Origin of the sequence: Streptomyces sp. NPDC088730 (assembly GCF_044751215.1) — a bacterium.
Lineage (GTDB): Bacteria > Actinomycetota > Actinomycetes > Streptomycetales > Streptomycetaceae > Streptomyces.
The window spans coordinates 32,094-55,742 of sequence record NZ_JBIVLK010000013.1; the positions used below are offsets into that span (position 1 = coordinate 32,094).

Genomic DNA, 23,649 nt, shown 5'->3' on the forward strand with positions numbered 1-23,649 from the left:
CCTACGGTGTCGCCCGTTCGACGAACCGCTGGACCGCTGCGGCGTCGAACGGCCCCTTGGCCTTGAAGGCCCGGGGGAATGCCCGGCGGCGGACCGCCAGGTCGAGACAGACAGATGCAGGGTGCAGATATGCACCCCGGCCGGGCAGCGTACCGCGAGGGTCGGGGACGCAGGCGCCTCCGTCCGCCACGATGCGCAGCAGCTCGCTCTTGGCCGCTCGCTCCCGGCAACCCACACAGGTTCGCTCAGGGCAAGCGCGGGCGTGCGTCCGGCCAGACACGTTTAAGTCTACCTCCCCGTACCGACCTCACCTGTTTGGGGCAAAGATCGAACGGATGTTGTCGTGATCTCAGCGGGATGTCGACGAGATCTATTCCTTGGTGACCCGCTCCGGTCGGGGCCGCGGCGCGTTCCGTTCCGCGCCCCGGCCCGTCGTCGGATCAGTTGCGCTCGGCGCGCTCCCGGGCCCGCTCGGCCCGCTCCCGGTCGGCCACGTCGCGCTCGGCGTCGGTCTCGGTGTCCGGGCGGATGTCGATGCGCCAGCCGGTGAGGCGGGCGGCGAGACGGGCGTTCTGGCCCTCCTTGCCGATCGCCAGCGACAGCTGGTAGTCGGGCACGGTGACCCGGGCGGAGCGGGCGCCGAGGTCCACGACCTCGACCTCGCTGACCCGGGCGGGCGACAGCGCGTTGGCGACCATCTCCGCCGGGTCGTCCGACCAGTCCACGATGTCGATCTTCTCGCCGAGCAGCTCGGCCATGACGTTGCGCACACGGCCGCCCATCGGGCCGATGCAGGCGCCCTTGGCGTTGAGGCCGGAGCGGGTGGAGCGGACCGCGATCTTGGTGCGGTGGCCGGCCTCGCGGGCGATCGCGCAGATCTCGACGGAGCCGTCCGCGATCTCCGGGACCTCCAGCGCGAAGAGCTTCTTCACCAGGTTGGGGTGGGTCCGCGACAGCGTCACCGACGGACCGCGCACCCCCTTGGCCACCCGTACGACATAGGTGCGCAGCCGCAGTCCGTGGGTGTACTCCTCGCCGGGGACCTGCTCCTGCACCGGCAGGATGGCCTCCAGCTTGCCGATGTCGACCAGGACGTTCTTCGGGTCCTTGCCCTGCTGGACGACGCCGGTGACGACATCGCCCTCGTGGCCCGCGTACTCACCGAACGTGCGGTCGTCCTCGGCGTCGCGCAGCCGCTGCAGGATGACCTGCTTGGCGGTGGTCGCGGCGATCCGGCCGAAGCCCGACGGGGTGTCGTCGAACTCCTTGGGCTCCTGGCCCTCCTCCAGATCGGCCGGGTCCTCCTTGGCCCACACCGTCACATGGCCGCGCTCGTCCAGCTCCACGCGCGCCCTGCGGTGGCTGCCGTCCGTGCGGTGGTACGCGATGAGGAGGGCCGACTCGATCGCCTCGACGAGCACGTCGAATGGGATCTCCTTGTCCTGCGCCAAGCCCTTCAGAAGCTTCACATCGATGTCCACGGCTACGCCTCCTCTTCCTTCTTGTCCTTGCGGTTGAATTCCAGCTCCACGCGCGCCTTGGCGATCTCGTCGAAGGAGATCCGGCGGGACGTGGGCTTGCGGCCCTTGACGCCCGGTACCTCGACATCGAGGCCCTCTTCGTCGACCGCGAGGACGCGGGCCACCAGCTCGCCGCCCTCGTTCAGGGTCAGCCTGGCCAGGCGGCCGGTGTTGCGTACGTAGTGGCGGTGCTCCGTCAGCGGGCGGTCGGCACCGGGAGAGCTGACCTCCAGGACGTACTCTTCCTCGCCCATCGCGTCGGTCTCGTCGAGCTTCTCGGAGATCGCGCGGCTCAGATCCGCGCAGGTGTCGAGCTCCACGCCCTCTTCGGAGTCCACGATGATCCGCAGCACCCGGCGGCGGCCGGCCCGGGACACTTCGATCTCTTCCAGATCCAGCTGCTCGGCGCTGACGAGCGGTTCTACCAGCCCGCGCAGCCTCTCGCTCTGGGGGGTGCTCATCCGGGTGACTCCTCGGCCGCGTGTGCTGTTGTGGGGATCGTCGTGTGTCTGGTCAAAGGGTATCCGGTCCCGGGGGGTGTTGCCGTCCGCCGGCCCCCCGAGCGCGGGTACGCTCGCCTGCGGTGATCACTTCCGGACACATCCGGTCAAGACAGGTCCAGCCCGAAGGAGAACAAGTGCGGCGCACGGGGACGACGCGCAGGGGCGCGCTCACCGCGACGGGAGCGATCGCCATGGGGGCGGTGCTGGCCGGCTGCGGGGACGGCGCGGAGGACGGGGGCGGCGGCCGGACGGGTTCCGCGCACGCCGGTGCCCGGACCGCCTCCGCCACCGCGGTGAAGGCTGAGGCGTCGCTGCGGAAGAAGGCCGCCGCCGTATCCACGTCCCTGCTGGCGCAGTACGAGAACGTGCTCGCCGCCCATCCGGCGACCTCGGCCGGGCTCACCCCGCTGCGCGACGCCGTACGCGCCCACGTCACGGCCCTCGCCCCGGCGGGAAAGGCCTCGCTCCAGTCCGTCCGGACCCGGCCCGCAGGCAGCCCCCCGGAGGCCGTCAAGGCACTGGCGGCCGCCGAGCGACGGGCCGCGGCCTCTTACACGGAGGCCCTGCTGGAGGCGCCCCCGGAGCTGGCCCGGCTGCTCGCCTCCGTCGCGGCGGCCGCCTCCGCACACTCCTACCTGCTGACCGGACTGGCCAAGGAGACGAAGGCGTGAGCGAGAAGGACGAGCGCGAGGCGACGCTCAAGGCCGCCCAGGCGGCACTGGCAGCGGAACACGCCGCGGTGTACGGGTACGGGGTGGCGGGCGGCCGGGTCGCCGCGGGCCGCCGCGCCGAGGCCACCGCCGCGCACCACGCCCACCGGGCCCGCCGCGACGCGCTGGTGCGCACGGTGCGCGGCCTGGGCGGCGAACCGGTGGCGGCGGACCCCGCGTACGCCCTGCCGTTCGCCGTGCCGGACCCGGCCGCGGCGGTGCGGTTCGCCGCCGTACTGGAGGACCGGGTGGCGGACGTCTACTCCGACCTCGTGCGGGCGGCCGGGGGGCCGTTGCGCCGGGAGGCCGCGGACGCGCTGCGGGAGGCCGCGGTGCGCGCGGTGCGCTGGCGGGGCAGCGGCGTACCCTTTCCCGGGCTCGTCGAGCGGGCCGCAGACGGTTCCCGCAAGGACGGTGCCGGTGAGAAGGACGAGGCGACGGGTGCCGACGCGAAGACCGGGTCGGACGCGAAGGGCCGGACCGGCGCGACGCACTGAGGCAGGCTCTGAAAGGGAACACAGCACGTATGGGTTTTGAACCGCCGCAGCGTCTGGTGCGAGCGCTCGGCGAGTCGTACGGGGATACGGCCGCCGGGGAATGGCTCGCGGAGCTTCCCGCACTGACCGACCGGGCGCTGGACCGGGCAGGGCGGGAGCTGTCCGTGGACCGGGTCGCCGCCCCGGGCGGGCGCAGCAGCCTGGTCCTGCTGGTGCGGGGCGCCGACGGAGCCCCGGCGGCGCTGAAGATCTCCCCGTCGGGGGCCGCGCCCGAGCTCGAACGGGCGGCGCTGGCGCACTGGAACGGCTGGGGCGCGGTCCAGCTGGTCGCACCGGATGAGGAGCTGCTCCCCGGGGACCCCGGCGCCGGCGCCCTGCTGCTGGAGCGGCTGCACCCCGAGGTGTCGCTGCGGTCGCTGCCGGAGGCGAAGGCCCTGCTGGAGGCGGCGGGCACGGTACGGCGGCTGTGGGTCGAGCCGCCGGCCGGTCACGCCTTCGAGACGGTCGCGGAGCGGACCGCGCGGCGGACCGGTCCGATGCGGGCCGCCGCGGCGGCGGACCCGGACCTTGAGCCGCTGGTCTCCGCGGCCCTGGCGGCGCGCGGGGAACTGGTCGCGGACTCCCCCGAGACTCTGCTGCTCCATGGCAACTTCCGGCAGAGCAAGGTGCTCTCGGGCGAGCGCGCGCCCTGGCTGACGGTCGGGCCGGAGCCGCTGGTCGGTGAGCGGGCCTACGATCTGGCGCGGCTGGTGCGGGACCGGGTGGAGGATCTGATCGCCTCGCCGGGCGGCGCGATGACGGCCCGGCGCAGGATCAAGCGGCTCGCGGAGTCGCTGGACGTGGACCGCGAGCGGCTGCACGGCTGGACGCTGTTCCGTGCGGTGGAGTCGGGCACCCGGGCGCTGGCCGCCGGCCGCACCGGGGAGGGCGAGGTCACGCTGGAGTTCGCGGGCTGGCTGTAGCGCCGGGGCACTTCTCGGCCCGAAGCGGGACCGAGTTCCTGGCGTGCCGTGAGGTTCACCGTCCGACGGCGGGAGACACGCTCGTGATCCCGGTGACCGGAGCCGCCGGAACTGGTGCCGTCCCTTGCCGTCCGGACCCGTCTCCGGCCCGGCCGGCGAGGACCTCCCGGTGGTGAGCCGCTCGGGGCGGGCGGCACGGCCTGGACGAACGCCGCCGCCTTCCGCCGAACCGCCCCGTTCCCGGCCCGGCAGCACTCCGTCCCGCCGGGCGGACCGACGGGACGGAGGGGTGTGCGTCCACGGAATCCGGGGCGGTCAGCCCTGTTCGGTGAGGCGGGCGATCGCCTCGTCGACGGTGAGCTCCTCGCGCTCGCCGGTGCGGCGGTCCTTCAGCTCCAGGACGCCTTCGGCCGAGCGGCGGCCGGCCACCAGGATCTTCGGGACGCCGATCAGCTCGGAGTCGGTGAACTTGACGCCGGGCGAGACGCCCGCGCGGTCGTCGACCAGCACGCGCAGACCGGCCGCGCCGAGCTTCTCGGAGACGTCGAGGGCCAGCTCGGTCTGGAGCGCCTTGCCCGCGGCGACCACGTGCACATCGGCCGGGGCGATCTCACGGGGCCAGCACAGGCCCTTGTCGTCGGCGGTCTGCTCGGCGAGGGCGGCCACCGCGCGGGAGACGCCGATGCCGTACGAGCCCATCGTGACGCGGACGGGCTTGCCCTGCTGGCCGAGGACGTCGAGCGAGAAGATGTCGGCGTACTTGCGGCCCAGCTGGAAGATGTGGCCGATCTCGATGGCGCGGTCCACCTGGAGGCCGGTGCCGCAGTTGGGGCAGGGGTCGCCCGCCTCGACGACGACGACGTCGAGGTAGTCGTCGACCTCGAAGTCGCGGCCCGCGACGACGTTGCGCGCGTGCTTGCCCTCCTTGTTGGCGCCGGTGATCCACGCGGTGCCGGAGGCGATGCGGGGGTCGGCGATGTAGCGGACCTTGTCCAGGCCCTGCGGTCCGACGTAGCCGCGCACCAGGTCGGGGCGGCCGACGAAGTCCTCCGCGGTGACGAGCTCGACGACGGCGGGGGCCAGGTGCTCACCGAGCTTGCCGAGATCGACCTCGCGGTCGCCGGGCACGCCCACGGCCACGATCTCGCCGTCCACCTTCACCAGGAGGTTCTTCAGGGTGGCGGAGGCCGGGACGCCGAGGTGGGCGGCCAGGGTCTCGATGGTGGGGGTGTCGGGGGTGTCCAGCTCCTCGACGGCGCCCACGGCCGAGGCGTCGGCCGGGGTGGACTTGAAGGTCACGGCCTCGGTGTTGGCGGCGTAGTCGCAGTTCGGACAGTCGACGAAGGTGTCCTCACCGGCGGGCGCGGGCGCGAGGAACTCCTCGGAGGCCGAGCCGCCCATGGCGCCGGAGACGGCGGAGACGATGCGGTGGTCGAGGCCGAGCCGCTCGAAGATCCGGATGTAGGCGCCGCGGTGCAGCTGGTACGCCTCCGCCAGACCCTCGTCCGTGGTGTCGAAGGAGTACGAGTCCTTCATCTGGAACTCGCGGCCGCGCAGCACGCCGGCCCGGGGGCGGGCCTCGTCGCGGTACTTGGTCTGGATCTGGTAGAGGATCACCGGCAGGTCCTTGTAGGACGAGCACATGTCCTTGACGACCTGGGTGAAGACCTCCTCGTGGGTGGGGCCGAGGAGGTAGTCGGCGCCCTTGCGGTCCTTGAGGCGGAACAGCAGGTCGCCGTACTCGTCGTAGCGGCCGCTCGCCTCGTACGCCTCCTTGGGGAGCAGCGCGGGGAGCAGCACCTCCTGGCCGCCGATGGCGTCCATCTCCTCGCGGACGACGCGGCTGACGTTTTCCAGGACCTTCTTGCCGAGCGGCAGCCAGGACCAGATGCCGGCGGCGGTGCGACGTACGTATCCGGCCCGGACGAGCAGCTTGTGGTTGAGCGTCTCGGCGTCCGCCGGGTCGTCGCGCAGTGTCTTGATCATCAATCGGGACATGCGCTGGACCTGGGCCATGGTGAACTCCTGCTCGGAAGGGTGATGTGCAGGAGGTTAGCCGGGCGGCACGGGCGGGCGGAAATCGATTCAGTCAGTCACGCGCCCTGCGGAGCAGTGGAAGCGGTGCTCCCATGACCGCGTACGGCTTGGGAGCGCTGGGGAAGAGCACCTGCCGGGCCAGGTCCTGGTAGCCGAGCGAGCGGTACAGACCGCGGGCCGGGCTCTCCGTGTCGATCGCGGAGAGGATGGAGCGGGGCTGGTCCACGGCGTCGGTGATGGTGGTGATCAGGGCGCGGCCGGTCCCCCGGTTCTGGAACTGCGGGTGGACGTGGAGTTCGGTGATCACGAAGGAGTCGTCGAGCCAGCGCGCGGAGCCGGTGGCGCGCAGGTAGGGCTCGACGACGGTGGACCACCAGTGGCCGCGTTCGTTCGGCATGCCGTAGACGAAGCCGACGAGCCGGTCGTCGGGGGTCAGGGCGCCCAGCGCGCGGGCGTGCGGGTGGTCGAGGTGTCTGAGGACGATGTGGCGGCGTACTTCGATCTCGTCGGGGCCGAGGCCGAAGGCGACGGCCTGGACGGCGAGCGCCTCGTCCACGCGTGCGGCGAGATCGATCGGTCCGATCCGGACGCTGGGTGTGTGGGGGCCGCCCCCCGAAGCTGCTGCCATGGACAGACCCTACTGTCCGTCGCGGCGGGCGGGGTACGGGCCGGTGAGGACGGGGGGTCGTGCGGGCGGCCGGGTCAGAACAGCACGCTCATGAACGCGCCGACCTCGCGGAAGCCGATCCGGCTGTACGCCTTGCGCGCGGGGGTGTTGTAGTCGTTGACGTACAGGCTGACGATCGGCGCGACCTCGGTCAGCGCGTGGCGCAGGACGGCCGCCATGCCGGTCTCCGAGTGGCCGCGGCCACGGAATTCGGGGGCCACCCAGACTCCCTGGATCTGGCAGGCCTGTGGGGTGGTGGCACCGATCTCGGCCTTGAAGACGACCTTGCCGTCCTCGATCCGGGCGAAGGAGCGGCCGGCGGCGATGAGCTCGGCGACGCGGGCCTGGTAGAGGAGTCCGCCGTCGCCGGCGAGCGGGGAGATGCCGACCTCCTCGGTGAACATGGCGACGCAGGCGGGCATCAGGATGTCCATCTCGTCCTTGCGGACGCGGCGGACCAGCGGGTCGGGCGCCACCTCCGCGGCGGGGCTGTCCGCGACCATGAGCGGCTGGTTGGCCCGGACCTCGCGGGCGGGGCCCCAGCCCGGTTCGAGCAGCCGCCACAGCTGGGCGGTCGGCTCCGCGGGGCCGACGATCGAGGAGCAGCGGCGGCCCGCCCTGCGGGCCCGGTCCGCGAAGGCCCTGACGGCTTCCGGACCGGCGCAGATGGGCACGAGGTTGGCCCCGGAGTAGCAGAGGGAGCGCAGCCGCCCGTTGGCGTACCAGCCCCACATCTCGCCGCCGAGGCGCCATGGGTCGAGGCCCGCGATCTGGACCCGGGAGGTCACGAAGGCGTTGGCTACGGGTTCGCTCTCCAGCACCGCGAGGGCGGCGCCGAGGTCGCTGGGTTCGAGGACCCGAGTGGTGGTCTGCGTCAACACGAGGGGGCCTCACCATGCGGTCTGCTGATTTCCGCACTGTACCGAAAGAGCCCGTGGGGCGCCGCTCGTGGCCGGAACGGCTTCTTCGGAGGGCGGTGAGACTGCTCACGGGCAACGCCCCGCGGACGTTCTCCGGCGGGGCGTTGTCGCGGGTTCCGTGGGGTATCCGGGGTTCAGCTGATGGAGACCTGGGGCTCGCCGGAGGCGATGCCGTCCTTCTCCATCTGTTCGGCGATCTTGAGGGCTTCCTCGATGAGGGTCTCGACGATCTTCGACTCGGGCACCGTCTTGATGATCTCGCCCTTGACGAAGATCTGGCCCTTGCCGTTGCCGGAGGCGACGCCGAGGTCGGCCTCGCGGGCCTCGCCGGGGCCGTTGACGACGCAGCCCATGACGGCGACCCGCAGCGGCACCTCCATGCCCTCCAGACCGGCGGTGACCTGGTCCGCGAGCTTGTACACGTCCACCTGGGCGCGACCGCACGACGGGCAGGACACGATCTCCAGCCGGCGCTGCTTCAGGTTCAGCGACTCCAGGATCTGGAGCCCGACCTTGACCTCTTCCGCGGGCGGCGCGGAGAGCGAGACGCGGATGGTGTCGCCGATGCCCTCGCTCAGCAGCGCGCCGAAGGCCACGGCGGACTTGATGGTGCCCTGGAACGCAGGTCCGGCCTCGGTGACGCCGAGGTGCAGGGGGTAGTCGCTCTGCGCGGCGAGCTGGCGGTAGGCGTTGACCATCACGACCGGGTCGTTGTGCTTGACCGAGATCTTGATGTCGCGGAAGCCGTGCTCCTCGAAGAGGGACGCCTCCCACAGGGCCGACTCGACCAGTGCCTCGGGGGTCGCCTTGCCGTACTTCTTGAGCAGCCGCGCGTCCAGCGAACCGGCGTTCACGCCGATCCGGATCGGGGTCCCGGCGTCCTTGGCGGCCCGCGCGATCTCCTTCACCTTGTCGTCGAACTGCTTGATGTTGCCCGGGTTCACCCGTACCGCCGCGCAGCCCGCGTCGATCGCCGCGAACACGTACTTCGGCTGGAAGTGGATGTCCGCGATGACCGGGATCTGCGACTTCGAGGCGATCGTCTTGAGCGCGTCCGCGTCGTCCTGGGTCGGGCACGCCACCCGCACGATCTGACAGCCGGAGGCCGTCAGCTCCGCGATCTGCTGGAGCGTGGCGCCGATGTCGGACGTGCGTGTCGTCGTCATCGACTGCACCGAAACCGGCGCGTCCCCGCCGACCGCCACCGACCCGACCTGGATCTTGCGGCTGACCCGCCGTACGGCGAGCTGGGTCGGAACGGTAGGCATTCCGAGAGAAATCGCAGTCATGCGCTGAGCATCCCCAAGGTTTGGATCAACGTCCCGAGATCGGCGGGCTCCGGCCTTCGAGGTTACGGCACCGAGGACAACCTGAGGCACACGGCGTCCGGCGTCCGCACAAAATGTGGCCCACCGGACGCATCGCGCGCATCCGCCGTCACCCCGGGACACACCGGGTGCGTCCGTCGCACCGGTCAGGTGATCTTGACCGGATTGACGACGTCGGCCACCAGCACGAGCAGCGTGAAGCAGATGAACACCCCGGCGACCACATAGGCGACGGGCATCAGCTTGGCGACGTCGAAGGGGCCCGGGTCGGGCCGCTTGAAGACGCGCGCCGCGTTCCGGCGGAGGGCCTCCCACAGGGCTCCCGCGATGTGGCCGCCGTCCAGCGGCAGCAGCGGCAGCATGTTGAAGAGGAACAGCGAGAGGTTGAAGCCGGCCAGCAGGAACAGCATCATCGCGATCTGGTTCTGCGCCGGGACGTCCAGCGTCATCACCTCGCCGCCGATCCTGGCCGCGCCGACGACGCCGACCGGTGAGTCGTCCGCGCGCTCGCCGCCGTCGAAGGCCGCGTTCCAGAGTGCGGGGATCTTGGACGGCAGGGCGATGATCGAGTCGACGCCGTTCTCGAACATGTCGCCCATGCGGACGACCGAGTCACCGAAGGAGAGCGGGATGATCTCCGTCTGCGCGGCGAATCCGAGGTAGCCGGCGGAGACGAACTTGCCGGGGATCACCTCGCCGTCGGAGTCCTTCTTCGCCACCGCGTTCTTCTTGAGCACGGCGTGCAGGGTCTTCTCCTGGCCGTCCCGCTGGACCGTGATGGTGGCGGGGCCGATCGTGTCGCGGATCCTGTCGGACAGCACGGACCACTCGCCGACCGGCTCGCCGTTGAACGCGACGATCTTGTCGCCCTCCCGGAGCCCGGCCGCCTGGGCGGGCGAGACCGGGTCGGACGACTTGCAGGTCTCGCGCTTCTCGCTCTGCGAGATCACGCACTTCTGGACGCCGGCGACCTCGGTCGTCTGGGTCTGGAAACCGAAGGTCATGGCGACGCCGAGGAAGATCGCGACGGCCAGGACCAGGTTCATGAACGGTCCGGCGAACATGACGATCACGCGCTTCCACGGCTTGCGCGTGTAGAAGAGGCGCTTCTCGTCGCCCGGCTCCAGCTCCTCGAAGGCGGCCGACCTGGCGTCCTCGATCATGCCGCGCCACGGTGACGTGGAGCGCGCCTCGATCCGGCCGTCGGGCCCCGGCGGGAACATCCCGATCATGCGGATGTAGCCGCCCGCCGGGATGGCCTTGAACCCGTACTCCGTGTCGCCCTTCTTGCGTGACCAGATCGTCGGGCCGAAGCCGACCATGTACTGGGGTACGCGGATGCCGAAGAGCTTCGCGGTCGAGAGGTGTCCCAGCTCGTGCCAGGCGATGGAGAAGAGCAGCCCGACGACGAAGACGGCGATGCCCAGAACGGTCAACAGGACCGACGTCATACTCATGCGCGCGCCTCCGCTGCGGCCTCGGCCGAGAGTTCCCGGGCCCGGGTCCGCGCCCAGGCCTCCGCTTCAAGGACGTCCGCGACGGTCAGTGGAGTTCCCGTCGGGGGTGTTCCGTGTTCGGCCACCACCGCGGTGACGGTGTCCATGATGCCGTTGAACGCGAGGCGTCCGGACAGGAACGCGTCCACACACTCCTCGTTGGCCGCGTTGAACACCGCGGGCGCGGTGCCGCCCAGCGTGCCCACGTGCCGGGCGAGGCCGACGGACGGGAACGCCTCGGTGTCCAGCGGGAAGAACTCCCAGGACGAGGCCTTCGACCAGTCGAATGCGGGGGCGGCGTCGGGGACGCGCTGCGGCCAGCCGAGACCGATGGCGATCGGTCCGCCCATGTCGGGCGGGGTCGCCTGGGCGAGGGTCGAGCCGTCGGTGAACTCCACCATGGAGTGGACGTAGGACTGGGGGTGGACCACGACCTCGATCCGGTCGAAGGGGATGTCGTAGAGGAGGTGCGCCTCGATGACTTCGAGCCCCTTGTTGACCAGGGTCGCGGAGTTGACCGTGATGACCGGGCCCATGGCCCAGGTCGGGTGCGCGAGTGCCTGCTCCCTCGTGACGTCCGCCAGCTCGCTCCTGGTGCGGCCCCGGAACGGGCCGCCGGACGCGGTGACGACGAGCTTGCGCACATCGCCGCGCTTGCCGGCCGCCAGTGCCTGGAAGAGGGCGGCGTGCTCGGAGTCGACCGGGATGATCTGGCCGGGCGCGGCCAGCGCCTTGACCAGCGGACCGCCGACGATCAGCGACTCCTTGTTGGCGAGGGCCAGCGTGCGGCCCGCCCCGAGCGCGGCCAGCGTGGGCGCCAGGCCGATCGAGCCGGTGATCCCGTTGAGCACGGTGTGGCAGTCACCGGCGGCCAGTTCGGTGGCCGCGTCCGGGCCGGCAAGGATCTCCGGGAGCGGCTCCGCTGTTCCGTACTCCTGCCGCAGCGCCTCGCGCAGGGCGGGGACCGCTTCGGGAGCGGCGACCGCCACCGTGCGCACCCGCAGGCGGCGCGCCTGCTCGGCGAGGAGGGCGACCCGGCCGCCCGCCGCCGATAGCGCGGTGACACGGAAGCGGTCGGGATTGCGGAGCACCAGGTCGATGGCCTGGGTGCCGATGGACCCGGTGGAGCCGAGGATGACGAGATCCCGGCGGCCTTCCACGGCGTCGAAGACGAGGTGCGGGTCTGCTAGGGGGGCAGGGCTGTCGCTCATGCCACCCATTGTTGCCGCATCCGCCGGGTGTGTGGACACAGCTTCCCGCATCCCGTGGCCGCCTGTCCCCGTTCGCCGGCTCCCGTCGTCCGCCGCGCTCCGGTCGTGCCGGGTGCCGGCGGCTCTCAGAAGTGCGTGGTCACGCCGAACTCCGCGCGCAGCCGGGCCATGTCGTGGAGGTCGGCCGGGCCGGGCTCGTACCCCTGGTGGAACTCGATCTGCTGCCGCACGGAAATGCAGCGCACCCGCGTCCCGCCGATGGTGCCGGTGACGAAGCACTCGGCCGGGTAGCGGAAGGGCTCCTGCGGGTCGAGCGAGGACTGGAGCGCCGAGCCGTCGGGGGCGAACCGCAGGGGGTGCAGGTCGATCTCGGGCCCGGAGGGGTGGCTGAGGACGAACCGGGCGGGGCGCCAGTCGAGCGTCTGCGCGTAGCCGACGGCCGCCAGGGCGGCGATGACAGCGGGTTCCTGTTCCTCGCGGTGCAGCAGGTCGAGGTCCCGGTGGCTGCGGGTCTCGGCGCCGATCAGGGCGTCGATCCCCCAGCCGCCGGCGATCACCACATCCGTACCGGCCGCACGCAGCACGGACAGGACGGACAGCACGTCGGCGGCGGACATCATGGCCGGGAGCCTAACCACGTCCGCCCGTCGGTTCCTGCCCTTTTCCGATGTCCTTCGCGAACGCGGCGAACTCCTCGTGGAAGCGGGGGTACGTCTTGCGTACGCAGCCGGGGTCGTCGTAGGTGAGGCCCGGGGTGCGCAGTCCTGCGACGGCGAAGGACATGACGATGCGGTGATCGCCGTGGGTGGCGATCTCGGCGGCGCGCGGGGTGCCGGGCCGGATCTCGATCCAGTCGGGGCCGGTCGCGACGGCGATGCCCATCCGCCGCAGGTTCCCGGCGCACGCCTCCAGCCGGTCGCACTCCTTGACCCGGGTGTTGCCGACGTCCTCGATGCGGACCGGCCCGGAGGCGTACGGGGCGATCGCCGCCAGTGTCGGCATGGTGTCGGAGATGTCGCGCATGTTGACGGTGAGGCCGTGGAGGGTGCCGGTGGAGCGGACCGTGGTGGATTCGGCGCTGGTGCGCACCTCCGCGCCCATCCTCCGCAGTACGCCGGCGAATCCCAGATCCCCCTGGAGGGCGTCCGTGCCGAGGCCGGGGACGGTGACCTCGCCGCCCGTGAGGGCCGCGGCGGCGAAGAAGTAGCTCGCGGTGGAGGCGTCCGGCTCGACCGCGTAGCCGGTGGCCCGGTAGCCGCCGGGCGGCACCGTGAAGACGTTGCCGCCGGGGCCGCTCCGGGTGACCTCGGCGCCGAAGCTGCGCATCATCGCCAGGGTGATCTCGATGTAGGGCGCGGAGACCAGTTCCGTGACGGTGATCCGCAGTCCGGTCTCCGTCAGCGGGCCGAGCATCAGCAGCGCGGTGAGGTACTGGCTGGACTGGCCGGCGTCCAGGGTCAGTTCGCCGCCCTTGATGCCCGCGGCCCTGATCCGCAGCGGGTGGTGGCCCTCGGCCGCCTCGTGGCGGAGGTCGACGCCGAGGAAGCGCAGCGCCTCGGTGAGCGGGGCGAGGGGGCGGCGGCGCATCTGGGCGGAGGCGTCGAAGCGGTAGGTGCCCCTCGCCCCGGCCGCGGCGAGGGTGGGCAGGAAGCGGGCCGTGGTCGCGCCGTCGCGGCAGTAGATGTCGGCCTCGGCGGCGGCGGGCCCGGACGGGCGGCCGGTGATCCGCCAGCGGTCCGCCTCCCGCACCACCTCGTAGCCGAGGCCGGTGAGCCCTTCGGCGAAGCCTTCGGTGTCGTCGGAGCTCAGCGGCCGTACGAGCGTGCTGGTGCCGTTCGCGGCGGCGGCCAGGAAGAGGGCGCGTGCGGTGACGGACTTGGAACCGGGGACGTGGATGACGGTCACGGGTCCGCATTCTGCCGCGCCGCGCGCACGGCGGCGGGGCGCGTCCAGCGAGTGGACGCGCCCCGCCGGTCCGGCGTCGGGCGCTCAGCGGATGGGCCGGTGCACGTTGTCCCGGGTGGAGGGGCCGGGGGTGGCGTCGGCGATCCACGGGCCTTCGCCGCTCGGGTCGATGATGCCCTCCTCCAGCCAGGTGTACGTGCCCGACAGGACGCCCTCGACGACGCGCCGGTCCAGCTCGTCGGTGTTGGACCAGAGCCGGGTGAAGAGTTCCTCGACCCGGACGCGGGACTGGTGGCAGAAGGCGTCCGCGAGCTGGTAGGCCTCGCGGCCGTGGTCGTCGCCGGTGCGCAGGAGTTCGGCCCGGACGCAGGCGGCGCTCATCGCGAAGAGTTCCGCGCCGATGTCGACGATCCGGCCGAGGAAGCCCTGTTTGGTCTCCATCCGGCCCTGCCAGCGCGACATGGCGTAGAAGGTGGAGCGGGCCAGCTTGCGGGAGGAGCGTTCGACGTAGCGCAGGTGGCCGGACAGGTCGGCGTGGCCGGCCGGGTTGAACTCCGCGTAGCTGCCGGGGAGCTGGCCGGGTCCGGCGACGAGCTTGGGCAGCCAGCGGGCGTAGAAGCCGGCGGCGTTGGCGCCCGCCCGCGCCTTGGCGGAGAGCGGCTTGTCGGGGTCGATGATGTCCCCCGCGACCTTCAGGTGGGCGTCGACCGCCTCCCGGGCGATCAGCAGGTGCATGATCTCCGTCGAGCCCTCGAAGATCCGGTTGATGCGCATGTCCCGGAGCATCTGCTCGGCGGGGACGGCCCGTTCGCCGCGGGCGGCGAGCGACTCCGCCGTCTCGAAGCCCCGGCCGCCGCGGATCTGGACGAGCTCGTCGGCCATCAGGCAGCCCATCTCGGAGCCGAGCAGCTTGGCGAGCGCGGCTTCGATCCGGATGTCGTTGCGGTTCTCGTCGGCCATCTGGGAGGCGAGGTCGACGACCGCTTCGAGGGCGAAGGTGGTCGCGGCGATGAAGGAGATCTTCGAGCCGACCGCCTCGTGCCGGGCGACCGGCCTGCCCCACTGCTCGCGGACCGCGGACCACTCGCGGGCGATCTTCAGGCACCACTTCCCGGAGCCGACGCACATCGCGGGCAGCGAGAGCCGTCCGGTGTTCAGGGTGGTGAGCGCGATCTTGAGCCCGGCGCCCTCGGGTCCGATGCGGTTCGCGGCGGGGACGCGCACCTGGTGGAAGCGGGTGACGCCGTTCTCCAGGCCGCGCAGCCCCATGAAGGCGTTGCGGTTCTCCACGGTGATGCCCGGGGAGTCCGCCTCGACCACGAAGGCGGTGATGCCGCCCTTGTGCCCCTCGGACTCCGGGACCCTGGCCATGACGACGAGGAGGTCCGCGACGACCCCGTTGGTCGTCCACAGCTTCACCCCGTCGAGCAGGTAGTCGGAGCCGTCCGGTACGGCGGAGGTGGCGAGGCGGGCCGGGTCGGAGCCGACGTCCGGTTCGGTCAGCAGGAACGCCGAGATGTCGGTACGGGCGAGCCGGGGCAGGAAGGTGTCCTTCTGCTCCTGGCTGCCGAAGGTCTTCAGCGGCTGGGGAACGCCGATGGACTGGTGGGCGGAGAGCAGGGCGCCGATCGCCGGGCTGGCGGAGCCGACCAGGGCGAGGGCCTTGTTGTAGTACACCTGGGTCAGGCCCAGACCGCCGTACTTCACGTCGATCTTCATGCCCAGCGCGCCGAGTTCCTTGAGGCCGTTGACCACCTCGTCGGGGATCTTGGCCTCGCGCTCGATCAGGGCGCCGTCGACGCTGCTGTCGCAGAACTCGCGCAGCCGGGCGAGGAACTCCTCGCCGCGGCGGACGTCCTCGCCGGCCGGCAGCGGATGCGGGTGGATCAGGTCCAGGCGGAAGCGGCCCAGGAAGAGTTCCTTGGCGAAACTGGGTTTGTGCCAGTCCCGTTCACGCGCGTCCTCGGCCACCTGGCGCGCCTCGCGCTCGGAGACCTTGGGGGTGTGCTGTCGCTCGGAGGGCCGTTGTGCGGATGGTGCGGACATGAGGAGCTCACCTCGCCGCTTCGTCGGGGGACTTCTACTCGTCCGTATGTACCCGATTGCGGCCGGTGCCACCATCGCCGGGACGCCGATCGGGTCGCCCGCCACTCCAGTGACCGGCCCGGCTCGCGGAAACGGAAACGGCCGGAGCCCCCGCACAGTGGGCTCCGGCCGTTCGGCCGCGGCCCTTGCGGGCCGCGGCACTACAGGGCGAGACCGGTGAGGACCAGGACCCGCTCGTAGGTGTAGTCGTCCATCGCGTACCGGACACCCTCGCGGCCGGTGCCGGACTGCTTGGTGCCGCCGTACGGCATCTGGTCCGCGCGGTACGAGGGGACGTCGCCGATGATCACGCCGCCGACCTCCAGCGCGCGGTGGGCGCGGAAGGCGGTCTGCAGGTCGTGGGTGAAGACGCCTGCCTGGAGGCCGTACTTGGAGGAGTTGACGGAGGCGAACGCCTCGGCCTCGCCGTCCACCTTCTGTACCGAGAGCACCGGCCCGAAGACCTCCTCGCAGGAGAGGCTGACCCCGTCGGGGAGGTCGGTGAGGACGGTCGGCGCGTAGGTCGCCCCGTCGCGCTCGCCGCCGGTGAGCAGCTTGCCGCCGGCCTGTACGGCCTCGTCGACCCAGGACTCGACGCGCTTGGCCGCGTCCTCGTTGACCAGCGGGCCGACGTCGGTGGCGGCGTCGGACGGGTCGCCGGTGACCTGGGCCTCCACGGCCGCGACGATCTTCGGGAGCAGCCGGTCGTAGACGGCGGCGTCCGCGATGACGCGCTGTACGGAGATGCAGGACTGGCCGCCCTGGTAGTTGGAGAAGGTCGCGATGCGGGTCGCGGCCCAGTCCAGGTCCGCCTCCGAGGCGTAGTCGGCGAGGACGACCGCCGCGCCGTTGCCGCCGAGCTCCAGGGTGCAGTGCTTGCGCGGCACCGAGTCCATGATCGAGTAGCCGACCGGGGCGGAGCCGGTGAACGAGATCACCGGCAGCCGCTCGTCCTGGACGAGGGCGGGCATCCGGTCGTTGGGGACCGTCAGCACGGACCAGGAACCGGCCGGCAGGTCGGTCTCGGCCAGCAGCTCGCCCAGGATCAGCGAGGAGATCGGGGTGGCCGGGGCGGGCTTCAGGATGATCGGGGCGCCGACGGCGATGGCCGGGGCGACCTTGTGGGCGCTGAGGTTCAGCGGGAAGTTGAACGGTGCGATGCCCAGGACCGTGCCGCGCGGGAAGCGCCGGGTGAGGCCGAGCCGGCCGGTGCCGCCGGCGTCGGTGTCCAGCCGCTGGGCCTCGCCGCCGTTGAAGCGGCGGGCCTCCTCGGAGGCGAACCGGAACACCGAGACGGCGCGGCCGACCTCGCCGCGCGCCCACTTGACGGGCTTGCCGTTCTCGGCGGAGATCAGCTGGGCGATCTCCTCGGTGCGCTCGGTCAGCCGGCGGGCGACGTGGTCGAGCGCGGCGGCGCGGACGTGGGCCGGGGTGGCGGCGAACTCGTCGCGCACGGCGTGGGCGGCGGCGACCGCCTCCTCCACCTGGGCCTCGGTGGGCACGGCGACGGTGCCGACGAGGCGGCCGTCCCAGGGGCTGGTGACGTCGAAGCTTTTCTCGCCGGTGGCCTCGCGGCCGGCCAGCCAGAAGGCGTGGGTGGAGGTCATGGAGGTTCCGGCCCTTCGATGTCGTGGGTGTGCCGTCCCCCACCGTAGGGGCGTGCCGTCCTCCTGGCGTTTGTCCGGGGTGGAGCAGAGGCGCTCCGGGGTGCGCCGGTTTGTCGCAGGTGGACCCGTGTCGCTACGGCGTCGTCGGCGGGCCGGTGACCTTGAGGGCCAGCCAGAGCTCCATCCGGCTGTCCGGATCGTCCAGCGACCGGCCGAGGATCTCCTCCACCCGCCGCATCCGGTAGCGCAGGGTGTGCCGGTGCACCCCCAGGTCCGCCGCGGCGGCATCCCACTGGCCGTGGTGGGAGAGCCAGGCCCGCAGCGAGGCGACCAGATCGCCGCGGCCCTTGGTGTCGTGTTCGTACAGGGCGCGGAGCATGGCGTCCGCGAAGGCGCGCACCGCGTCGTCGGCGAGCAGCGGGAGCACCGAGCCGGTCGCCAGCTCCTCGTGCTCGACCAGCGCCCTGCCCCGCCGGCGGGCCACGGACAGGGCCTGCTCGGCCTGCTTGTACGCGGCCGAGACGGCGATCGGGCCCGCGGGGGCGGAGAGGCCGACGACCACCAGGCTGTCGTCCGCCGGTTCGTGCGCGGGCCGTTTCTCCTGGGCCTCGGCGTAGGCCGTGCAGGCGGCGACCGCGGTGCCGCCGTCCGCGGCCAGGACGACGAGGCGTTCGCCCTCGGGCACCATCAGCACGGTCTCGCCCGACCGGGTCGCCGCGGTCTCCATCGCCTCGGCCAGCTGCCCCGTGGCCGAGGATTCGGACGCCTCCGCGATAAGCAGCCGGAACGGCGCGTCGAGCAGCCCGCCGTAGAGGTCTCCGGCGACGGCACGGGCGTGGTCGGGCTGGCCGGCGAGCAGCATCCGCAGCACCGCCGCGCCGAGTCGCTGTTCGGCGCCCTGGAGCGAGCGGGAGCGGGCGGTGATGAGGGTGAGCAGGGCCACCGCCGAGTGCACGGCGTACCGTTCCGCGGTGCCGAGGGCGGCCCCGGTGCCGACGGCGAGCGCGCCGCGGGCCCGGCGTCCGGTGCCCAGGGACTGGAGCTCGACCCGGTCGTCGCTGCCGCCCACGACCGCGCTGGCGGGGGCCGGGCGGTCCCGCAGGCGTTCCACGTCGGGGGTGAGCCGGGCGGCGCGGCGGGCGGCCCAGTCGGGGGCGGCGGCCACGACGGCCCCGGAGGCGTCGTACAGCGCGGCCCAGCCGTCGACGTGGGCGGCGAGCCGGGTGAGGAGTTCGCCGGGGCCGTCCCCGGCGAGCGCCGCCCTGGTGAGTTCGCGCTGCGCCTCGAATCCGGCGGTGACGGCCCGGTACTGGTCGGCGGCGATCTCGGAGGAGACGGCCTTGGCGATGGCGATGAACGGGGTGCGGCGGGGCACTTCGAGGAGCGGCAGCCCCGCTTCCTCCGCGGCCTCGATCAGTGCCTCCGGCACCTCGTCGTAGTTGACGCCGACGGCGAAGCCCACGCCGACGACCCCGGACCCGGCCAGCCGTCGTACGTACCGCCGCATGCCCTCCGGGCTCGCCGCGTCGAGGTTGGTCGCGGTGACCAGCAGCAGCTCGCCGCCCTCCATGTAGCGGACGGGGTCGGCCAGCTCACTGGCGTGCGCCCAGCGCACGGGCGTGTCGAGCCGGTCCGCCCCCGCACGGACCGTGAGTTTGAGCGCCGAGTGCTGGACGAGCGAGGCGAGCGTGGGCGGCATGGGACGGGCGACCTTTGGGAGGGGGCGTCGATTGCGCCGTCGCGTATGAACGGCCACCATCGATTCTGCCAGGGCGGCAGGGTTCCCGTAACCGCTGCCGCCTCTCCTGTACCGCCGGCCTCAGGCGCCCAGTCTCATCAGGAGCGGGGGCGCGTGCCGGCCGTCGACCGTGGTGAGGGAGATCACCGCGTGGCCGGCCGCGACCTCGTAGGCGAGACCGGAGGCGGACCAGCGTTCCCGTTCGACCTGGCGAACGGTCACGGCGTCCGTGGTCACGGCCTTGCCGGTGGCCAGCTTCCGCAGGGCGTGCAGGGCCCGGGTGAGCGGCTGGTCGGCGAAGACGCCGTGCTGGGCGACCTCCCGGACCTCCACCCACTCCTTGCCCCACGCCTCGGCGAAGCGTTTGCCGTCCCAGGTGGAGACGCCCGCGAAGGCCATGTTGCAGCCGACGGACCCGAGCAGGGCGGTGTGCAGCGCCTCGGGCACGTCGTCCAGGGTCCGCAGCGCGAGGACCGCCCCCGCGTTGACGGACCGCAGCCGCCGGATGCCCCGCACGGTCTCGGCGGTGACGGTGTGGGTGGCGTCGTCCAGGACGAGGCAGACGAACAGGGAGCGGTCGGAGCGGGCCGCGGCGATCGCGTTGAACTGGGCGAGGATGAGGCGGGCCAGTACGTGGGACGCCTCGGCGTGGGCGCGCTCCGGGAGGTCGATGCGGACCCGCATCGGATGCTTCTCCAGGGAGCGCAGTGAGAACGGCCGGGCGTCCTCCCCGGTGGAGAAGAAGGCGGCGAAGGCCGGCCGGTCGAGCACGGCGATCCGGTCGGCGAGGACGGCGGCCGGATCCCCCGGGCCGCCCGCCTGCCGGGCGCGGGCGTCCAGCTCGCGGAGCATCGTGTGCTCGCCGCCCGCCTCCAGGGCCTGGCGCAGGGCGGCCAGCGCGGTGACGGAGCCCTCCAGGAGTTCGCGGAGTTCGGGGACGCCGGGGAACCTGCCGTGGACGGTGCGGTAGGGGCCGAGGAGCTGGCCGAGGACGGTGCCCGCGCGCCTGCTGTCCAGGCCCGGGAGGTCACCGGCCAGCCCTTCCGCGAGGGTGGCCGCGGCCTCGTCGGGGTCGGTGGTGCCGCCGTACAGGTCGAAGTCGTGCACGGAGCCGGGGTCACCGATCCGGACGACGACGTCGTAGGCGTCGTCCGGTCCCAGCTGTGCGCCCGCCCCGCCGACGGCGAGCACCGCGGCCTGGCCGGTGAGCGCCCCGATGGCGAGGGATTCGATGACCGGCCGGACCACCGCGGCGGTCTTGCCCGAGCCCGGCGGGCCCACGGCCAGCAGCGAGGTGCCCAGCGAGGCGGGCTCCAGGGCCAGGCCGGAACCCCGGCGCGGATAGGGGTTGCGCGGGTCGTCCGCGCAGTCGCCGATCCGGACCTGGCCGGTGAGCGGGTCGTGCGGCGCGGTGCGCAGCGGCAGATCGCGGTCGCCCGAGGGGTGCAGGTAGGCGGCCGGGCCCTTGCGCAGCACGGTCTCGGTGAAGGATTCGAGGCGGTCCGCTCGGGTCCGGGCGACGGCCCAGGCGTGCCGCAGCCGTACGCAGTCCACATCGTTCATCCGGCCGGTGCGCACGGCGGCCGTGAGCGCCTCCGCGGCCTCCGTCCGGCCCGCGGCCCGCAGCTCCGGCCACTCCGCCGGGGCGGGCCCGGTCTGCGCGGGGGCGGCCCGGGGACGCCGGGGCGGCGCGGGGGTGCCGCGCTTCAGGAGGGGGCGCAGCTTCGCCGGCAGGAGGGGGGGCAGTTCCTTCGACCACGCGCCGATCCGGGCGAAGGGCCAGATGATCAAGGCGGCCGCCACGGCGTAGAGGATCCAGGAGATCAGCACGGCCAGGTACTTGTTGCCGCCGCCCTGCTGCACGCCCTGGGGAATGAGGGAGTACAGCAGGCCCACCAGCGGCACGCGCTGGCTGAAGTAGAGCCATAGGGCCAGCGCCGCCCCCGCCACCGTGGCCAGCGCTCTGGACCGGCCGAGCCGTTCTCCCGCGTAGTAGTGGAAGAGCCCGGCCCAGTTGCCGATCCGGGCGGCCCAGAAGCCCAGGAGGACCACCAGGGCCTGGTAATAGAGCTTGGTGGAGACTTCTACCAGCGCGGGCGCGCCGTCCCTGAGGGTGCCGAAGGTCCACCATTCGGGTCCGGTGATGATCTCGATCGGTTTGAACACGTACGGGATGTTTCGCTGGTCGAGCAGCAGCCACAGCAGCAGCCACAGCAGCAGGGTGGCGGCCGGCCCCACCAGGGAGGGGCGTGCCTGCCGTTCGGCGGGCCGGGGCACGTAGGCGTAGCGCCACACGCCGGGATCGCTCTCGGGGCGCGGGGCGTTCAGCCAGTCCGCGGTGGGCGCCCCCGTTCCGGCGGGGCGGTCCCGGCCGGGCGGAATCGCCGCGGACGGCTCCGCCGAGGGCGCCGGCACCGCGGGCGGGAACACCGGCGGGGCCATCGGCGGTGGGCCGGGCGGCCGCGCGGGAGGCGGTCCCGCCGGGTGCGGCACCGCGCCGCCGGGGCGGCCGGGGCCGCCGTCGGGCGGCTGCGCACCCCGCGTGCCCCGGGCGCCGTGCGTGCCTTCGTTGTCCATGAACCGTTGCCCCCTGACCAGCCAGGTCCGACCGCTGCACGGTCAATCTAGTGCGCGGACACGGGGAGTTCAGCAACCCGCCCGGATAGTGACGGAGCTGGGGCCGCCCGCGCTCCCCCCGTACCGCCTTCTGTCCGTCGCGGACAAGGACACGTCCGCCACCACTCCCGATCGGAGCATGCCCACGCCGCGCCCCCGCCCCTAGGGTCTGTACCGAGTCGTCCCGCAGCGTCACGGGGCTGGGCACGCACTCCCCCAAGCTCTCGGCCTCGCTTGAGCAGGGCGGGCCCCCTCCGGCGCCTTGCGATCGCACGCACCCAGCCCCGCTCCCTCTTCTGCTGGACGGCTCGGTACAGGCCCTAGCCTGCAGAAACAGAAGCGTCCGAGACACAACGTCCGAAGCATCCAGGAGCCCCGCATGACCGCAATTCCGCAGGAGCGCCGCGTCGTCACCGCCATTCCCGGCCCGAAGTCGGTGGAGCTGCAGGCCCGCCGGCTCGCGGCGGTCGCCGCGGGGGTGGGCTCCACCCTGCCGGTGTTCACCGCCCGTGCCGGTGGCGGGATCATCGAGGACGTGGACGGCAACCGGCTGATCGACTTCGGCTCCGGCATCGCCGTGACGTCGGTCGGCGCCTCCGCGGAGGCCGTGGTGCGCCGGGCGTCCGCGCAGCTCGCGGACTTCACCCACACCTGTTTCATGGTCACCCCGTACGAGGGGTACGTGGAGGTCTGTGAGCAGCTCGCCGAGCTGACGCCGGGCGACCACGCGAAGAAGTCCGCGCTGTTCAACTCGGGCGCGGAGGCCGTCGAGAACGCGGTGAAGATCGCCCGTGCGTACACCAAGCGCACCGCCGTCGTCGTCTTCGACCACGGCTACCACGGCCGGACCAACCTCACCATGGGCATGACGGCGAAGAACATGCCGTACAAGCAGGGCTTCGGCCCGTTCGCCCCCGAGGTCTACCGCGTCCCGGTGGCGTACGGCTACCGCTGGCCGACCGGCGCCGAGAACGCCGGTGCCGAGGCGTCCGCGCAGGCCATCGACGAGATCACCAAGCAGATCGGCGCGGACAACGTGGCCGCGATCGTCATCGAGCCGGTGCTCGGCGAGGGCGGCTTCATCGAGCCGGCCAAGGGCTTCCTCCCGGCGATCGCGCGGTTCGCCAAGGACAACGGCATCGTCTTCGTCGCGGACGAGATCCAGTCCGGCTTCTGCCGCACCGGCCAGTGGTTCGCCTGCGAGGACGAGGGCATCGTCCCCGACCTGATCACCACCGCCAAGGGCATCGCGGGCGGACTGCCGCTCTCCGCCGTCACCGGCCGCGCCGAGATCATGGACGCGGCGCACTCCGGCGGCCTCGGCGGCACGTACGGCGGGAACCCGGTCGCCTGCGCCGGTGCGCTCGGCGCGATCGAGACGATGCGCGAGCTGGACCTGAACGGGAAGGCCAGGCGCATCGAGGAGGTCATGAAGGGGCGCCTCGCCGAGATGCGGGCCAAGCTGCCGAACGGCGACCTCATCGGCGACATCCGGGGCCGCGGCGCGATGATCGCGATCGAGCTGGTGAAGCCCGGCACGAAGGACCCGAACCCGGAGGCGGCCGCGCGGCTCGCCAAGGCCTGCCATGCCGAGGGCGTGCTGGTGCTCACCTGTGGCACGTACGGCAACGTCCTGCGCTTCCTGCCGCCGCTGGTGATCGGTGAGGACCTGCTGACCGAGGGCCTCGACGTCATCGAGCAGGCGTTCGCCGGGGTCTGATCCGTGCGGGGCTCCGGAGCCGGCGCGGTGTTTCCTCCGGGGATGCCCGGCACCCGGATGGGCACCTGTGAAGAAGGTGTGCGGGGGCGATGGCGGGATAACGTTCCCGCTGTCGGACCCCCCACCA

The 23,649-nt window shown here is 72.5% G+C and carries 19 protein-coding genes; 4 read left to right on the top strand and 15 right to left on the bottom strand.

The genetic code is table 11. The annotated features are described in order from the left end of the window. Position 1: 1 nt before the first annotated feature. The 3 genes from ACIP89_RS29645 to rimP all read right to left on the bottom strand — a co-directional run bounded on the left by ACIP89_RS29645 (position 2) and on the right by rimP (position 1,981). Positions 2-280 carry a YlxR family protein gene (locus ACIP89_RS29645; RefSeq protein WP_401931918.1) on the bottom strand — a complete coding sequence of 93 codons (279 nt, stop codon included), beginning with the start codon at positions 278-280 and terminating at the stop codon, positions 2-4. A 160-nt stretch (positions 281-440) separates the two neighbouring features. Next, positions 441-1,481 carry a transcription termination factor NusA gene (gene nusA / locus ACIP89_RS29650; protein WP_073739165.1) on the bottom strand — a complete coding sequence of 347 codons (1,041 nt, stop codon included), beginning with the start codon at positions 1,479-1,481 and terminating at the stop codon, positions 441-443. Between the two features lie 2 nt (positions 1,482-1,483). Then, complete coding sequence (gene rimP / locus ACIP89_RS29655; protein WP_402117616.1) at positions 1,484-1,981, bottom strand: ribosome maturation factor RimP; 498 nt, start codon at positions 1,979-1,981, stop codon at positions 1,484-1,486. A 176-nt stretch (positions 1,982-2,157) separates the two neighbouring features. Here rimP and ACIP89_RS29660 point away from each other — a divergent pair, with 176 nt between their 5' ends. Genes ACIP89_RS29660 through ACIP89_RS29670 form a run of 3 tightly spaced genes read left to right on the top strand, consistent with a single transcriptional unit; the run spans position 2,158 to position 4,192 of the window. Then, positions 2,158-2,694: a hypothetical protein gene (locus ACIP89_RS29660; protein ID WP_402117618.1), complete on the top strand. Its 537-nt coding sequence runs from the start codon at positions 2,158-2,160 to the stop codon at positions 2,692-2,694. After that, entirely contained in the window at positions 2,691-3,230 is a 540-nt protein-coding gene (locus ACIP89_RS29665) for a ferritin-like domain-containing protein (protein WP_402117620.1), read from the top strand. The genes ACIP89_RS29660 and ACIP89_RS29665 overlap by 4 nt, the downstream gene beginning before the upstream one ends. 29 nt (positions 3,231-3,259) lie before the next feature. Beyond that, positions 3,260-4,192, top strand: a complete 933-nt coding sequence (locus ACIP89_RS29670; RefSeq protein ID WP_402117621.1) for an aminoglycoside phosphotransferase family protein — start codon at positions 3,260-3,262, stop codon at positions 4,190-4,192. 315 nt (positions 4,193-4,507) lie between these two features. On the opposite strand, the gene ACIP89_RS29675 is transcribed toward ACIP89_RS29670, so the two are convergent. The 12 genes from ACIP89_RS29675 to ACIP89_RS29730 all read right to left on the bottom strand — a co-directional run bounded on the left by ACIP89_RS29675 (position 4,508) and on the right by ACIP89_RS29730 (position 21,763). Next, positions 4,508-6,208, bottom strand: coding sequence for a proline--tRNA ligase (locus ACIP89_RS29675; RefSeq protein WP_401931928.1), 1,701 nt, complete (start codon positions 6,206-6,208; stop codon positions 4,508-4,510). Between the two features lie 73 nt (positions 6,209-6,281). Next, complete coding sequence (locus tag ACIP89_RS29680; protein ID WP_401931931.1) at positions 6,282-6,857, bottom strand: GNAT family N-acetyltransferase; 576 nt, start codon at positions 6,855-6,857, stop codon at positions 6,282-6,284. 74 nt (positions 6,858-6,931) lie between these two features. After that, on the bottom strand, positions 6,932-7,777 hold the full coding sequence (locus ACIP89_RS29685) for a GNAT family N-acetyltransferase (RefSeq protein ID WP_402117623.1): 846 nt from the start codon (positions 7,775-7,777) through the stop codon (positions 6,932-6,934). Positions 7,778-7,950: 173 nt separating this feature from the next. Next, positions 7,951-9,105, bottom strand: coding sequence for a flavodoxin-dependent (E)-4-hydroxy-3-methylbut-2-enyl-diphosphate synthase (ispG, locus tag ACIP89_RS29690; RefSeq protein ID WP_311302915.1), 1,155 nt, complete (start codon positions 9,103-9,105; stop codon positions 7,951-7,953). Between the two features lie 185 nt (positions 9,106-9,290). After that, positions 9,291-10,601, bottom strand: a complete 1,311-nt coding sequence (locus tag ACIP89_RS29695) for a M50 family metallopeptidase (RefSeq protein ID WP_401931936.1) — start codon at positions 10,599-10,601, stop codon at positions 9,291-9,293. Next, positions 10,598-11,860, bottom strand: coding sequence for a 1-deoxy-D-xylulose-5-phosphate reductoisomerase (gene dxr, locus ACIP89_RS29700; protein ID WP_401932234.1), 1,263 nt, complete (start codon positions 11,858-11,860; stop codon positions 10,598-10,600). The genes ACIP89_RS29695 and dxr overlap by 4 nt, the downstream gene beginning before the upstream one ends. A gap of 116 nt (positions 11,861-11,976) precedes the next feature. After that, positions 11,977-12,468 carry a nucleotidyltransferase domain-containing protein gene (locus ACIP89_RS29705; RefSeq protein WP_402117694.1) on the bottom strand — a complete coding sequence of 164 codons (492 nt, stop codon included), beginning with the start codon at positions 12,466-12,468 and terminating at the stop codon, positions 11,977-11,979. A gap of 13 nt (positions 12,469-12,481) precedes the next feature. Further along, entirely contained in the window at positions 12,482-13,756 is a 1,275-nt protein-coding gene (gene aroA, locus ACIP89_RS29710) for a 3-phosphoshikimate 1-carboxyvinyltransferase (protein WP_402117625.1), read from the bottom strand. An 84-nt stretch (positions 13,757-13,840) separates the two neighbouring features. Beyond that, entirely contained in the window at positions 13,841-15,802 is a 1,962-nt protein-coding gene (locus tag ACIP89_RS29715) for an acyl-CoA dehydrogenase family protein (RefSeq protein ID WP_402117627.1), read from the bottom strand. A gap of 200 nt (positions 15,803-16,002) precedes the next feature. Next, positions 16,003-17,448, bottom strand: a complete 1,446-nt coding sequence (locus ACIP89_RS29720) for an aldehyde dehydrogenase family protein (protein WP_401931946.1) — start codon at positions 17,446-17,448, stop codon at positions 16,003-16,005. Positions 17,449-17,581: 133 nt separating this feature from the next. Continuing rightward, the gene (locus ACIP89_RS29725) at positions 17,582-19,147 is read right to left on the bottom strand and encodes a PucR family transcriptional regulator (RefSeq protein ID WP_401932226.1); all 1,566 of its coding nucleotides are present in this window, start codon (positions 19,145-19,147) and stop codon (positions 17,582-17,584) included. Between the two features lie 120 nt (positions 19,148-19,267). Next, positions 19,268-21,763, bottom strand: coding sequence for an ATP/GTP-binding protein (locus tag ACIP89_RS29730; protein ID WP_402117629.1), 2,496 nt, complete (start codon positions 21,761-21,763; stop codon positions 19,268-19,270). A gap of 418 nt (positions 21,764-22,181) precedes the next feature. On the opposite strand from ACIP89_RS29730, the gene gabT reads away from it, so the two are divergent. Next, positions 22,182-23,522 carry a 4-aminobutyrate--2-oxoglutarate transaminase gene (gene gabT / locus ACIP89_RS29735; protein ID WP_401931952.1) on the top strand — a complete coding sequence of 447 codons (1,341 nt, stop codon included), beginning with the start codon at positions 22,182-22,184 and terminating at the stop codon, positions 23,520-23,522. Positions 23,523-23,649: the final 127 nt, after the last annotated feature.